13 protein-coding genes are annotated in these 13,457 nt (G+C 57.6%); 7 read left to right on the forward strand and 6 right to left on the reverse strand.

The window, feature by feature from the left end:
• Positions 1–527: 527 nt before the first annotated feature.
• Positions 528–704, reverse strand: coding sequence for a hypothetical protein (locus tag JQ600_RS35880; protein WP_212270213.1), 177 nt, complete (start codon positions 702–704; stop codon positions 528–530).
• 358 nt (positions 705–1,062) lie between these two features.
• On the opposite strand from JQ600_RS35880, the gene JQ600_RS35885 reads away from it, so the two are divergent.
• The 3 genes from JQ600_RS35885 (at position 1,063) to JQ600_RS35895 (ending at position 4,827) form a co-directional block, all read left to right on the forward strand.
• On the forward strand, positions 1,063–1,242 hold the full coding sequence (locus JQ600_RS35885; RefSeq protein WP_212270212.1) for a hypothetical protein: 180 nt from the start codon (positions 1,063–1,065) through the stop codon (positions 1,240–1,242).
• 1,435 nt (positions 1,243–2,677) lie between these two features.
• Entirely contained in the window at positions 2,678–2,857 is a 180-nt protein-coding gene (locus tag JQ600_RS35890) for a hypothetical protein (protein WP_212392306.1), read from the forward strand.
• A 437-nt stretch (positions 2,858–3,294) separates the two neighbouring features.
• Positions 3,295–4,827, forward strand: a complete 1,533-nt coding sequence (locus tag JQ600_RS35895) for a tannase/feruloyl esterase family alpha/beta hydrolase (RefSeq protein WP_212392305.1) — start codon at positions 3,295–3,297, stop codon at positions 4,825–4,827.
• A 236-nt stretch (positions 4,828–5,063) separates the two neighbouring features.
• On the opposite strand, the gene JQ600_RS35900 is transcribed toward JQ600_RS35895, so the two are convergent.
• Positions 5,064–6,398: an adenylate/guanylate cyclase domain-containing protein gene (locus tag JQ600_RS35900; protein ID WP_212270209.1), complete on the reverse strand. Its 1,335-nt coding sequence runs from the start codon at positions 6,396–6,398 to the stop codon at positions 5,064–5,066.
• A gap of 293 nt (positions 6,399–6,691) precedes the next feature.
• The gene (locus JQ600_RS35905) at positions 6,692–7,324 is read right to left on the reverse strand and encodes a tyrosine-type recombinase/integrase (RefSeq protein WP_212270208.1); all 633 of its coding nucleotides are present in this window, start codon (positions 7,322–7,324) and stop codon (positions 6,692–6,694) included.
• 306 nt (positions 7,325–7,630) lie between these two features.
• Between JQ600_RS35905 and JQ600_RS35910 the strand changes: the two genes are divergently transcribed.
• Complete coding sequence (locus JQ600_RS35910; protein ID WP_212270207.1) at positions 7,631–7,795, forward strand: hypothetical protein; 165 nt, start codon at positions 7,631–7,633, stop codon at positions 7,793–7,795.
• Between the two features lie 205 nt (positions 7,796–8,000).
• Here JQ600_RS35910 and JQ600_RS35915 read toward each other — a convergent pair whose 3' ends face one another.
• Entirely contained in the window at positions 8,001–8,789 is a 789-nt protein-coding gene (locus JQ600_RS35915) for a class I SAM-dependent methyltransferase (RefSeq protein ID WP_212392304.1), read from the reverse strand.
• Between the two features lie 147 nt (positions 8,790–8,936).
• On the opposite strand from JQ600_RS35915, the gene JQ600_RS35920 reads away from it, so the two are divergent.
• On the forward strand, positions 8,937–9,374 hold the full coding sequence (locus JQ600_RS35920; protein WP_212392303.1) for a gamma-glutamylcyclotransferase: 438 nt from the start codon (positions 8,937–8,939) through the stop codon (positions 9,372–9,374).
• A 255-nt stretch (positions 9,375–9,629) separates the two neighbouring features.
• On the forward strand, positions 9,630–10,424 hold the full coding sequence (locus JQ600_RS35925; RefSeq protein WP_212270204.1) for a class I SAM-dependent methyltransferase: 795 nt from the start codon (positions 9,630–9,632) through the stop codon (positions 10,422–10,424).
• 178 nt (positions 10,425–10,602) lie between these two features.
• Here JQ600_RS35925 and JQ600_RS35930 read toward each other — a convergent pair whose 3' ends face one another.
• The gene (locus JQ600_RS35930) at positions 10,603–10,824 is read right to left on the reverse strand and encodes a DUF1127 domain-containing protein (RefSeq protein WP_212270203.1); all 222 of its coding nucleotides are present in this window, start codon (positions 10,822–10,824) and stop codon (positions 10,603–10,605) included.
• A gap of 158 nt (positions 10,825–10,982) precedes the next feature.
• Here JQ600_RS35930 and JQ600_RS35935 point away from each other — a divergent pair, with 158 nt between their 5' ends.
• Positions 10,983–12,539, forward strand: a complete 1,557-nt coding sequence (locus JQ600_RS35935) for a winged helix-turn-helix domain-containing tetratricopeptide repeat protein (protein ID WP_212270202.1) — start codon at positions 10,983–10,985, stop codon at positions 12,537–12,539.
• Between the two features lie 214 nt (positions 12,540–12,753).
• On the opposite strand, the gene JQ600_RS35940 is transcribed toward JQ600_RS35935, so the two are convergent.
• Entirely contained in the window at positions 12,754–13,377 is a 624-nt protein-coding gene (locus JQ600_RS35940) for a tyrosine-type recombinase/integrase (protein ID WP_212490417.1), read from the reverse strand.
• Positions 13,378–13,457 lie beyond the last annotated feature (80 nt).

Genomic DNA, 13,457 nt, shown 5'->3' on the forward strand with positions numbered 1-13,457 from the left:
CGCGCCCGCTGCGAGCACACAGAGCGACCAGTTATTTTCAGCGTGCTTTGCAACACGATTGATCGCTATTTCCTGGACGTTATGACAGCCGGGCTGCTTTCTCACTTCTAACAACGCTCGGCGCTGCAATTCCGCGGCATTGAAACGAGGACCTTGGGCATAGGTTGGCTCGGCTTTTGGGGACCGCTCGGCCTATACCTAACAGAACAAGAGCAATTCAGGTTCCGCTTGCGAGGGGCGTGACCCGGCGAGACATGATAGCAGGACGATCTTGCCGCCGAGCCCGCCGGCCTATCCTGGGAATGCCCGTTCTCCGGGTAGATCGGACCTCGGCATGGGCCGCGCCAAACCGACGCGAACCCAGAGCGGACATCCGCGTGGCTGACGGGGACCGGCCCGAAGGGCCCTGTTTGGGGTGGAGGAGCGCGATAGGCTTGCTCGTGAAGCGCCACTTGCAGAACGAGCCGTTTGCAAAAGAGGGCTGCTCCGCCCCGCCAGAAGGCCCCGACCAAAGCGACCTGCCGTACTCACTGCGTTAGTGTGTTGGGATCATCCTCGTCCGGGGCGCTCAACTCATCAATCAGCGTCAGGATATCGGCAGCGCGTTGCGTTAGCTCTCCCGCCTCCCGAAGGTCAGCCGTTGATTGAGCGTCTTTCAGCAGCGCTGCGACTAAGCGCAGCAAATAGTCCCGTCCGACAACCATGATGGCTCCCCCGAGCCGCCACGGCTCCGCATTCAGTCCAACGCGGCTATCATTCCGGACACAGCGGTTCTTGTGAGCTCACGCCAAACTTTTGCTGAACTCCGCCAAAAGCGACATCATCCCCGAGTAGGTTACCGCCAGTCCCATGCGACACGCGACACCGCGCATCGCATTTGTATACTGATCGTACACAACAATTAGAACCGGGAATGCTTGGAGTGAAATAGTTGATAGGGTCCGGTCGCGCGGTCCCCGCGCTAGGTCGCGGCCTCAGGAGGACCCGGCCAACATGCGAGACTTATTGGCACGCTTTGGGCTGTGGGCTATTTTTCAGGGACAAGACCATGGGGGTTCTCCCGTGAAGGATTATCAGGCGTCCATCGAGAAGCTCCGCCGTGACGCGGCAGAGGCCGCGCTGATACGTGACCTAGCTACCGATATGACCAAACGCGAGATGTTCGACCGACTGCACCAGCATCTCAATCGACTAGCCGATGAGGTCGAACAAGCGATGAAAACCAGCAAACAATCGGGTTAGACGGGTCTGTGCCGTCAATGCCGCGCGGGCCTGAGAAGACAGAAGCCTCGAAAAAGGCAGGGTTACTGCGCAAGGCGGCGGATGCTCAAGGGATTTCGTTCGGCAAGCGTGGAAGGCCGCCGAAATAGACCAGCCGCGTCAAACCGGCCGGATGATCTTGAATGGCCCCGACGCGCAATAGCCTCGGGGCCATTTGTTTGGCTCCCGCGACCCTTATATTGCTAATGCCGCTAGTTACATTCGACTGCTGATCGCACTCTGGCGCGCAACTTTGCTGATCATCATGTCCAGCGCGTAGACAACAACAGAAATAGCGCCCGATTACCCCGATATTTGGCAGCTGGCTGGGTGCTCTCAAACCCGCCGATAATCGTGACCCCGTAGCGGTCACAGACCCGCCATTCCCACTTGGTCGAGCCCCGCTTGGTAACCAACACTTCCAACACGGCCGCGCCCCACGATCCCCCAGTTGCGTACCGTCAAGATACCAATGGGCTTTAAAGGTGTCGGTTCGCTTTGAGATTTTCAGCTGTAGTTTGATGAAAGCGATTGTTTGAAACAGCGTTTGAAATACAGCGTCTAGCGATGATTTTAGTTTGGGAGCCTTCTTCATGTGGCCGAGCGAGAGGGCAGCACGAGGCCGCCGCCTGAGGCAGCCTTCACTCACCTTGAGCAGGATTGACCACGCGGGGGCGACACAGTTGCGTGGTTTCTGGTGCGTAGATGCCCAAAATGCGAATGCGCTCACCGCGATTTCGAGTGTGTCGCCATCGATCACGCTCGCTGTCCGATCAAATCTCCTGCAATAAGCGGCGAGGCGACAATTGCTAGGTATAAGCCCAAAACGAGGTGCTTAAGACCTCGGTCTGAACTGCCGTGGAGCCGAGCTTGAAAATCCGGGCTTGATTCTAGTTTGTCTTCAACTCACTTCGCTTCCGCATGTAATAGCCCTGCCTCTGAACGGTGGACTTGATCTCGTCGCTGACGTTGGCGACCCGCCTCTTTCTCTTTTGCCATCTCCCCGACGTGTCACCGAGCGGCATCGACGATCCTTGCCTCACCACCAGCAGATCACGTTTATGGTTTAGGTACACGTCGAACATGGGCCACCTTTGATCCGAAACCAGAACCCTATCGTTTCGGATCAAACAGAAGGTTGCGTGATTGCAACAGCGTGAGCGGCATTTTGGTGATCTTCACCGCGCACCCAGCTACCGCGTTGATGATGGACGGTTCGCCGATGTTATCGTTGACCGCTGCGCCATCAGACGGCGAATCTACGCGGCGCGGTAGTCAAACGCCAAGGCGCAGCTCGGCAACAACGCTCGCCGGTCGCTATCGTTGATTCATCAATTAGAAACCATCTCAAATGATCGGAAAACTTTAATGAAACAAGTGGGCCCTCTCGGCGTAAGTTTGTCGGAGGGCGCAACTCATGACAAATCGCCAGTTGAGAGAGCAGGAAGTTCAGATCGAGCGTTATCAGTTTCTCTCGCGCGAGGTTACTGATCCGCTTGCCCTATGTTTGCTTCGGCTCATTGTCGAAGAACTTGAAGCCGACCCGCGGAGGGATCGCGACATCAGTCAGAGCTTCTGCGCACGCGAGCCGCTTTAATGCCGAATGTGAGCCGCTTCACGCCGTGCGGTTGTCACATCAATGCCCAAATTAGATGGCGCAATCAAAGAAAGTTGTTTGATCTGAAGGCTCGGCGGATGTAACCGAGGCGGACGATCTTGAATGGCCCGACGTGCAATATCGTCGGGCCATTTGTTTGCTTGCGGCGGCGCGGCACGAATCTCTTTAAGCGTAGCGCAACGCTACGCCGCCTTTCAGGATAGGTGAGTCCGCAATTGGCACTCAACGGACATCCCGGCCCGCCCGCTGGATGTCGACTTTGAGGGGTAAAGCGGAAGTCGGCCTCGACCGGTTCGACTTCCGAGTTTGACCCAATTCGGACATCCGGCAGGCTTTGCATTCTATGAATTATTATTGGCCCTCTCTATGATTGATCAACTCGGATCGCCTTGAACTGCTGGTTAGGGGAGATGGCCATGAAGCGCATTCTCGTACGACTAGTCCCATTGACCATTGTTGCGGCAACAATCGTTCCAGGTGCCGGCCACGCTCAAACCCCTCTCGCCTGCGAATCTTTGGCGGGGTTAAAGATCGACAACGTCAACTTGCTTTCGGCGACTAAAGTCACTCAGTCTACGGACCTGCCTTCACACTGCCGCGTACTGGGTGTCGTGCGCCCCGCGATTAATTTTGATATTCGCTTGCCCGCCCAGAACTGGAATGGGAAGTTCTTCATGGCAGGCTGTGGCGGCTTCTGCGGCACACTCGACAGCGACCGGGTCGGCTTCACCAATGCGATGAACTATGCGCTGCGGCGCAACTATGCCGTTTCAACGATGGATGCCGGTCACTGGGGTCTCTCAGTGCTGGACGGACGCTGGGCTTACAACAATCGTATTGCCGAGATCGACTGGGGCAGCCGCGCCGTTACAGAGACGGCGAAAGTTACAAAGGCGATTATCCGCGCCTTCTATGACGAACCGCAAAAGAAGTCCTATTTCTCCGGCTGCTCGACCGGCGGTCGAATGGCGGCGCTGGAAGCCCAACGCTATCCTGACGATTTTGACGGGATCATTAGCGGCGCTCCGGCGCTCGATTACACCGGCCTCGTTGCGACGCACTTTGCCTGGCTGGTGCAAGCCAACACAGGCCCCGACGGCAAGGATATTCTGACCAAAGCCAAGATTCCGTTGATCCGTGACGCGGTCGCTAACCAGTGCGGCGATGCAACCGGTCTCGTCGTCGATCCTGCCGCATGCACCTTCAAACCCGCGAGTCTGATCTGCAAGGCAGGGCAGAACTCGGAATGCCTGAGCGCGGCCGAAGCGGCGGTCCTCGAGAAGTGGTACGCTGGCCCCAAGAACTCCCGAGGCGAGCAGTTGTACCCGGGCGGTCTGCCGAAGGGCTCGGAACCCTACTGGCCTTTGTGGGTGACAGGGCTTGAGCCTGCCGGGGGCAAGTTGATCTACAGCTTTGGTCTCGACTTCCTGCGCTACATGGCGTTTCAGGACGATCCAGGCGAGCGCTACCGTGCCGCCGATTTCGATTTCGAAAAGGATCCGCCGCGTCTCGCTTTCATGGCTGCGATCTACAATGCAATGAACCCTGATCTATCGAGGTTTAAGGCGCGTGGCGGCAAGCTGTTGATGTATCACGGGCTCGCCGATCCGATCGTCACGCCGCAAAACACGCTCGACTATTACGCGACCGCCGAGAAGGCCGCAGGCGGAAGCGTTGCTGACCACTTTCGCCTTTTCATGATTCCGGGCATGGATCACTGTGGTATTCCCGCGCAAGCCGGTCCGGGCATCACCGAGGCGGGGTTCGATCCGCTAAGTGCGCTTGAAAAATGGGCGGAAGACGGTGTTGCACCGGATAGCATGCTTGCAACCAAGACCGACAAGGATGGCAAGGTTTTGTGGACGCGCCCGTTATGCGCGTTTCCAAAGAAGGCAACGTACTCGGGAACGGGAGAAATCAAAGATGCCGGAAGCTTTCGTTGCGAATGACTATCTATCTTTCTTTGAGAAGTCTTCGTGTCGTTGCCTTCCCATGGCCGCTGTTGGCACTTTTCGGACCTGACAAGTCGGCTGCCCACGTCCGTTCTTGAGGGTAAAGCCGACTTCCCCCGTCGTGCACCCGGACTTCTCAGTTTGACCCGCATGAGACATGCAGCGAAACGCCGCACTCATCTGAGTGTGATCCGAACTGTTGCCAGTCGAGGTCCACGAGCCTAAGTGCGGACTCACTCCACAATTGCTTGAAACAAGCGCCACTCGCTGGGAATACCCTTCAATGCGTGTGCGCCGCGATCCGCGAACCTTAATCCGGAGCCAGCCACAAGGTCTCGAACGGTCTGGGAAACGAGCACTTCGCCAGGGGCCGCCTGTGCCGCTACGCGAGCACCGATGTGCACTGCGATGCCGGCCAGGTCTTCACCTACGACCTCGCATTCCCCGGTATGCAGTCCGCAGCGGACTTCGAGGTTGAGCGAACGCACGACCTCGCGGATCGCACCCGCGCAGCGGACGGCTCGTGCCGGGCTATCAAAAGCCGCAAGGAAACCGTCCCCCGCAGTACTAACTTCGCGTCCGCCAAAATTCCGAAGCATCTCCTGAACTCTTGCATGGAACGCGGCAAGCAACTCGCGCCACGAATGATCGCCGAGCGCGATAGCCCGTTCAGTGGATCCCACGATGTCCGCGAAAAGAACCGTAGTGAGCACCCGCTCCCGGTCCTGCCAATGGCACTTGCCCGTCAAGAACTGCTCGACGCGGTCGAGGATTGTCTCCCCATTAACCGTGTAGAGGTGGTCAATGCCCGGTAGCTCGATCAACTGGGCTCCCGCGATGCCTTGAGCCATTCTACGCGCGCTCTCTATATCTATGACCCGGTCTCCATCGCGGTGCAAAATCAGCGTCGGAGCCCTGATCGCCGGCAGAATATGCCGGACATCGATTTCGCGATTCATCTTCATGATCGCAACGGCTGCTCCGGGGCTCGCTGCCGTCCGAAAGTAAGAAGCCACGCCTTCAGCGATACTCGGATCGTGAGCAAGACTCGGGGCCCACATCTCGAGACTGATTCCTTGTGGTGTGCCCCAATTACGTTCGAGATTTTCGAAGAAACGGTCCCATCGTTCGTCGGTCCAGCCGCACGGATAGTCGACCGCCCAGCTATGCTTCGCATACGTGCCATATAAGATCAGCGCAGATGTGCGTTCGGGATATGTGGCGGCGTAAAGCAGGGACATTGGCCCTCCCTCAGACACGCCAAACAAAGCTGCTCGATCTGACCCGACTTCGTCCAGAATCGCACTCACGTCGTGCATACGCTGCTCAAGCGTAAAGATCTGCGATCCCCGATCCGACATTCCGGTGCCGCGCTTGTCGAAGAGGATAAGACGAGAGAATGATGCGAGGCGACGGAAAAAAGCGCTGCGCGCTGGCGCCTGCCACAACGCCTCGACGTGTGACACAAATCCCGGGGCGAATAGTAAGTCTTGCGGTCCATTGCCTACAACCTGATAGGCGATATGAACATCGTCGCTCTTGACGTAATGTGTAACGGGTGCAGCCATGACGGACCTCGCGACTTGGCCAGCTGTCGGTGCCGTACAGTTGCCACCCAAGGTCTAGCAGCGGATTGGCACACTTCTCAAATGGTACCTGTTGGGGGCGCCTCTGCCAATGCTGAAGCCGCTAGTCAGCGCGTTAATATGCTGTAGTCCACCGGAGCGCCAATTGACAAAGCCCGAGCCGACGTCGGTTGCTGAAGGAACAGCGGCCTAAGCTCGCAAGGGTGACATTTCCGAGTTTGGCACGAACCGGCTGTCGAAGGGCGGGCAGAGCATGTCCGCTCTGCCCGGGTATTTCAGACATCCACTTGTTCCGCTATTGCCAGCGCGTCATCGACCTCAATGCCGAGATATCTCACCGTGCTTTCGATCTTGGTGTGCCCGAGCAAGAGCTGGACAGCCCTGAGATTGCCGGTCCGTCGATAGATCAGGGTCGCTTTTGTGCGTCGCAGTGAGTGCGTGCCAAACAGTCGGGGATCCAGCCCGACGCTTCCGATCCAGTCCGATACGAGCCGCGCATACTGACGGGTTGTCATACTGCGGTCAGGGCCGCGACGGCCGGTGAATAAGAACGCTCCGGGCCGTTTACCGGTGGATTTTAGATAGTCATCGACTGCTTGGCGGGTTTGCTCGCTCAATTCAAACCTGACCGGCCGCCCGGTTTTCTTCTGCCGCACCGTTGCGCGATCCGCTGTGTATCCGCCCGCGGCTACATCCTCGACGCGGATGGCGACGACATCACAGCCGCGAAGCTTGCTGTCGATTGCCAGGTTGAACATGGCGAGGTCGCGAGCGCGGCCTTCGATCTGGAGCTTCGTCCGGATCGACCAGACGTGTTTGGGTCGCAGCGGTGGCTTTGCCCCGGTGAGCTTTCCCTTGTTCCACGGCACCCGCTTTGGCTCAGGGGTGGCGTTCACTTGATCCTGCATGGCCGTACTCCTCGGCTTGGTTACAGAAGGCGAGAAGCATGTGCCACTGGATCAGGCGTCGGAATCAGGTCGGATTTCGGGTCGAAGCGGACTTCACACAGGACCTGGCCGCAGACGACCTGTAGCCTTTGACCCCAAGCCGACGTAAGCGGGAAGATTTCGCTGCCACGCACAGCTTACAGGCGAGCGCCCCGGTTAAATCAGCGTTCTGTGACCGCCGTCACATCGCGACGAGAAGGGATGACGCTAAATGTGGCCGTACCAGCGTTGGATGATCGCGCTGGGCTAAATCAAAGGAGAACTGTGATGACTGCAAATGCAATCAATGCAAAGAGCGAAGCTCTGAAGCTGCACGAGTTGTCCTCCGAGGAGCTCGATGCGGTGTCTGGCGGCAACAAGGTCAGGGCCCTGGAGAACAAAAAGCAGGCGGATGCGCTCAAGGGATTTAAAGAGGCACTCCAGTCACTCTAAATCAAAGGAGAAACCCCTCCACAAAGACGGGTGGTACCTGCGTCGAAACGGCGGCGGCTCGGGAGGCCGCTGCCCTGCGGCGCATAAGTCCGAGTTTGGCACTTTAAGACATGCCGATAAACCCGGGGAATGTCCGCTTGCCGGTGAAGACCCCGAAGTAACTGACGCGCGGGGAAAGTGGCGCGATTGACCCACAACGGACGTATCACATTGGCATACGACCTCTTACCGCGTTCGCGTGCGCATTGGCTGTAACACGCCCAACCGCATCTGCCGGCAGGCGCGAGCGAACCCGCGTTTTAAGCAATTCCATATCACCGGACGGCATCGCGGCGATTACCGGGCCGATACCGCCTCCGAGCAAACAGCTCGTCCAGAAGTCGTCGAAGCTATCAAAGTCTCGTTGAACAGCGACCTCATGTGTCCCTACCGCTTCCAGACCTGCGCGCGTCCATAATTCCTGCAGAGCATCTATTCGCGCCACGTTGGCACTCGGCGGGAGCACTGGCTTGATACCCATGGCGCGCATCTCAGCTTGAATCGGTGCATTGGGAAGTCCGCCACCCGGAATGTCCCAAGCATAAGCCGAGACGATGCCGCCCGGTCGTACCACCCGCGTCATCTCAGCGACGCCTTTGGTCGGATCGGGGACGAAGAAGATCACCAGCGCCATAACGGCTGCGTCGAAACTGTCGTTGGGAAAAGGAAGAGCCATGGCATCACCCTGATGAAACCGAGCTACGTCCGCTGCGAGCCGCGTGCGGGCAAAAGCGAGTTGCCCCTCGGATGGATCGATACCGTGGACCTCAGCAGGAGCGCAGCCTGCGACAATCAACTCCGTGAAAGCACCGTTGCCACATCCAACGTCGATCCAGCTCAAGCCCGAGCGCGGAGCGAGCCAATTGAGAAAAATGCCGCCTGCGATCCGGCTCCAGATCCCCATCATTTGCTCGTAGGCAGCCCCGTCGTCGAAGCGGATTTCCCGCTCGGCCATCAATGATCTCCTTCGAATTGTCGTATCCCTGGATGACTGCCCCTTGGTCGCATCCTAACAGGGGTCCGCGGTCCGATACTGAAAAAAGCGTGCGTAGGAGAGACTTTGGGCGCAACGTCAGCTAACGCACCGCGAAGAGAACCAGCCATGACCCCAATGACGCACCGTGTATTTGTCTACGGCACCCTCAAACGAGGTTACTCAAACCATCCGATGCTTGCGACCGTCAGGGAGTTCTTCGATGACGTTGCCACGATCAGCACCTACCGAATGCTTACGATGCTTCACCCTTCCGGCATGTTTCCCGTGATCCTTGATGATCCGAACGGCCAGCCGGTCTGCGGCGAAATCTACCATGTCGATGACGAAACCCTTGCCCGGCTCGACCAACTTGAGCGCGAAGGCAGTTCTTATGACCGTAAGCTGATCGACGTCACGTTACCAATCGCCAGCGGCGAGCGCCTGCCGACCAAGGCGTTCATATACGTTGGACGCGAAGATCGCTTTGGCAAAGCATTCGCTCGCGGTCCGCTCTATGAGACCGTGAATGCGCGAGGCGAACTGGATTGGAAGGCTGGTGCATGACGAGTAGGGAATGTAGCGGTTGACCGATGGCAGCTTTTGGCACTTCTCGGCGACGTCTGCTGTCTGGGGACCAAAGGACGCACGCGGGTCGATTTCCGAAAATGACCCGTTGCGGACAGTTCAGCCTTGCGTCCGATCTGAGATGTCGTGCAGCCTGTGAGGATAACTCCATCAGCCTTGTTAGAACTATAGGACATTCGCCAAATGCCAGCACCTACGCCTAACCCCCGTGGAGCAGAGTTTTGGAACAGCACCATGGGTCACGCATGGGTTTCGCAGCAAGCCGTAATCAGTGACGTCTTCACGTCCGTCACGAGCGTCAGCTTAGATGCTGCGGCAGCGAAGCTGGGCGAGCATGTGATCGATATCGGATGCGGCACCGGTGACACACTGTTGGCCTTTGCTAAAGTTGTAGGACCATCAGGCGCTGTGTTGGGCGTCGACGTCTCGGGTCCGATGCTCGACTTCGCCAAACACCGTGCTGCCGAAGCGACACTTAGCAACACAGCCTGCGCATTGGCCGACGCGACGAACTACGCCTTCGAACCGAGTTGGGCGGATCTAGTTTATTCGCGATTCGGCGTGATGTTCTTCGATGACCCTATCAGGGCCTTCACTAATATCCGTAGCGGCATGAAGGCAGGCGGTCGGCTGGTGTTCGTCTGTTTTCGGACCATGCCGGAGAGTCCGTGGTTTCGTGTGCCGATCGAGGCTGCACGGCTCCATGTGCCGCCTCAGCCGCCGGTGGACCCATTGGCACCGGGGATGTTTTCGCTGGGGCGCGAGGAGCGCCTAGGTGGCATCCTGACTGAGGCTGGGTTTCGCGAGGTGGCACTCAAGGCGACCAACGTGCCGATCCACGGCAAGGACACCACGCAAAGCATGGCATTCATCACGCAGGCTGGCCCGTTGCCTGCGCTCCTCGAAAATGCCTCGGGCGAGCAACGGATACGGGCCACAGAAGCGGTTCGCAACGCGCTCGCCGCAAATATTGGAGCAGATGGGCGCGGCCTGCATGTCGGGCTGTGGCTTGTATCGGCGTTAGCCTAGCGAAGCCAGTCCGACTCACTAGCAGCTTTGCCAAGCCCGCTCGTGGCACTAACCGGACCTCCGGGAATGTCCCTCCAATGTCTGCTTTAACGCGGCCGGGGTCTGGCTGAAGTCAGCTTTAACTCACAGCAGGGATCACCAGCCCGGGTGTGGGTCAGGAGTGCGACATCGCGCCGCGTCAGATACATCGCGGGTCGAGGTTCGGATTCGAGGCCACGTACTCGATATCGCTATAGGCAATGCCGATATCGTGCAGGTCGCGGCCGTTCAGGGCGTACAAGGCGGCCCGCACCTGCTCGCGTTTACGTCGTTCCTGAAGCGCACTCCAGCATCGCCTTATGAAGCCGGGGACTTGCCGGGTCGACACAGAGGGCTGTCCTAATATGGTCATCGTGCTCATGGCGGTCTCTCCTCGGGTGTTGTATCGGCCCAGAGGATGCCAAGGCATGAGCTGGCGCGCTTTACTTGCTCCTTACATTTTCGTCACCGGCAGCTTAATCTTTGCCTTACCGGCGTGTTGGTGCCCCGACGTTCGGCGGCTGCTTGGGGGACGGCAGTTTGCGTTACCTCTTCGAGAACTGCGCTTTGGACACCGACCGCCGCGAGCTTCTTCGCGGCTCTGAACAGGTTGCTATCCCGCCGCAGGTCTTCGACTTGCTGGACTACCTTATCCGCAACAGGGAGCGTGTCGTCAGCAAGGATGACCTGATCGAGGCCATCTGGAACGGGCGTATTGTCTCCGAAACGGCACTCACGACCCGCCTGAATGGCGCGCGAAATGCAATCGGCGATTCCGGTGAGGAACAGCGCCTGATCAAGACACTGCCGCGCAAAGGTTTCCGGTTCGTTGGCACAGTGCAGGAAGTGCAGAAGCCCGGAGGCCCGGAAGTCGCCGAACACCCCCAAGAATCGCCCAAACCCGCTCTTGCGCTTCCCGATAAACCCTCCATTGCCGTGCTACCGTTTGAGAACATGAGCGGCGATGTGGAACAGGAATATTTCGCGGACGGCATAGTCGACGATATCACCACAGCCCTCTCGCGGTTTCGGTTGCTGTTCGTCATCGCGCGTCATTCGAGCTTCACCTACAAGGGCCAGGCGGTCGACATCAAACAGGTCGGGCGCGAGCTTGGTGTCCGCTACGTGTTAGAGGGTAGCGTGCGCAAGGCCACGGGAAAAATTCGCATCGCCTGCCAATTGATCGATGCAACGACCGGTGCGCATGTTTGGGCAGATCGATTTGATGGCAATTTGAACGACATTTTTGCCTTACAGGATGAGATAACGGTGAAAGTCGTCTCAGCCATTCAGCCGAAATTGCAGCAAGCTGAAATTGATCTGGCTGCGCGGCGTCCGAACAGCTTGAGCGCCTATGATCTGTATCTTCGGGCGACAGCTCACTATTATGCGATGAATCGTGAAGAGGTGAAGGAAGCCCTTCGGCTGCTCTATCGCGCGTTGGAGATTGATCCTCGTTACAGCCGCGCGGCCTCATTGGCCACCGTCTGTCACACCATCAACCTCATGCAAAGATGGGCTATTGATCCACAGTCGGATCTCAAGGAGGCGGCACGGCTTGCCCAGTTAGTGCTTAGTATCGACGAGCATGACTCAGATACGCTGGCCTGCGTTGGACTCGCAAAAGCTTACGTGTCAGGTGATTTCGACACTGCGATAGAGATGGTCGATCGAGCCGTAGCTCTTAATGTTAACTCAGCCACGGCGTGGGGTTTTAGAGGCGTGACCTGCGTATATGTAGGACAGGCTCAAGAGGCGGTATGTAGTTTTGAACGCAGCATACGGCTGAATCCGCTCGATCCAACGCTTTTCGTAACCTATTCAATGCTAGGTGTTGCGTTCATCGATCTTCGCCGCTTCGATGAGGCGGTCGCCGTGGCCATGAAAGCCCTTCGTAAGAACAAAACATTCGGGTTGGCCAATCGATGCCTCGCGGCTGCTCTAGCGCACCTTGGGCGAGATGCAGAAGCCAAGAGAATAGTGGCTCAGATACTTGAAATTGAACCCAGTTTTCGAATATCTGATCTCCTGTCTCGTAGCGGTAAATGGCCTCAGAGTTATTTCGATGGCCTACGCAGAGCAGGACTGCCAGAGTGACGCGTCGCTTGTTCGGCCGTTCCCTTCTCGTCGCACCAGCGAATGATTGAGCAGGCCGCAACCATAATGTCCGGTCTTGGCACTTTTCGGACATGGCTAATCTGGCGGGCGACGTCCGCTTCTGAGTGAAAAGCAGACATCGCTACTTTTCGATTTGCGACTGGCCGCTTCTGGCGCAAAAGCGACCACCGGCGTGGATGCCGGTGGTCGACGATTAGAGCTCAATCTGTTCAGCCATATTCAAGGCGTCGTCCACCTCAATCCCGAGATACCGGACGGTGCTTTCCAATTTGGTATGACCGAGGAGAAGTTGGACTGCACGCAAGTTTCCGGTCTTGCGATAAATCTGAGCAGCCTTCGTGCGGCGCATTGAGTGCGTGCCGTAAGATGCTGACTCTAAGCCGATGCTTTTAACCCAGCAGTGCACCAGCCGAGCATACTGGCGGATTGAAATGTGAGGACTGGCATGAATTCGAGTTGGGAAGAGGTAGCGGGAGCCTGTGGCTCGCAATGTTGGTAGCCAGGCTTCAACTGAATTCCTCGACTGCTCCGATATCTCGAACTGAACTGGTCGACCTGTTTTCATTTGGACAATAGTCGCCCGACGCCGCACGTTTGTTCCCGAGCAAATATCGTCCAGTCGTAGTTTGACCAGGTCACAGGCGCGAAGTTTACTGTCGATTGCTAGGTTAAAGATAGCAAGGTCGCGCATTGACCGCGCGATTTCTAGGCGGACTCGAATAGACCATACGTGCTTGGGCTCAAGAGGTTTCTTCTGGCCGACGAGTAGTCCCTTGTTCCAAGGTCGTTGGCATCGATCAACGGGGCGTGCGGGCATACGGGATCCTCCGCCATCCCGCCCCCCCCCCGCGTCGCTCATCGCGAGCGAATGACTTTATTGCCGACTGATCAATCCGG

The organism is Bradyrhizobium sp. AUGA SZCCT0176 (assembly GCF_018130145.1).
Classification (GTDB): domain Bacteria; phylum Pseudomonadota; class Alphaproteobacteria; order Rhizobiales; family Xanthobacteraceae; genus Bradyrhizobium.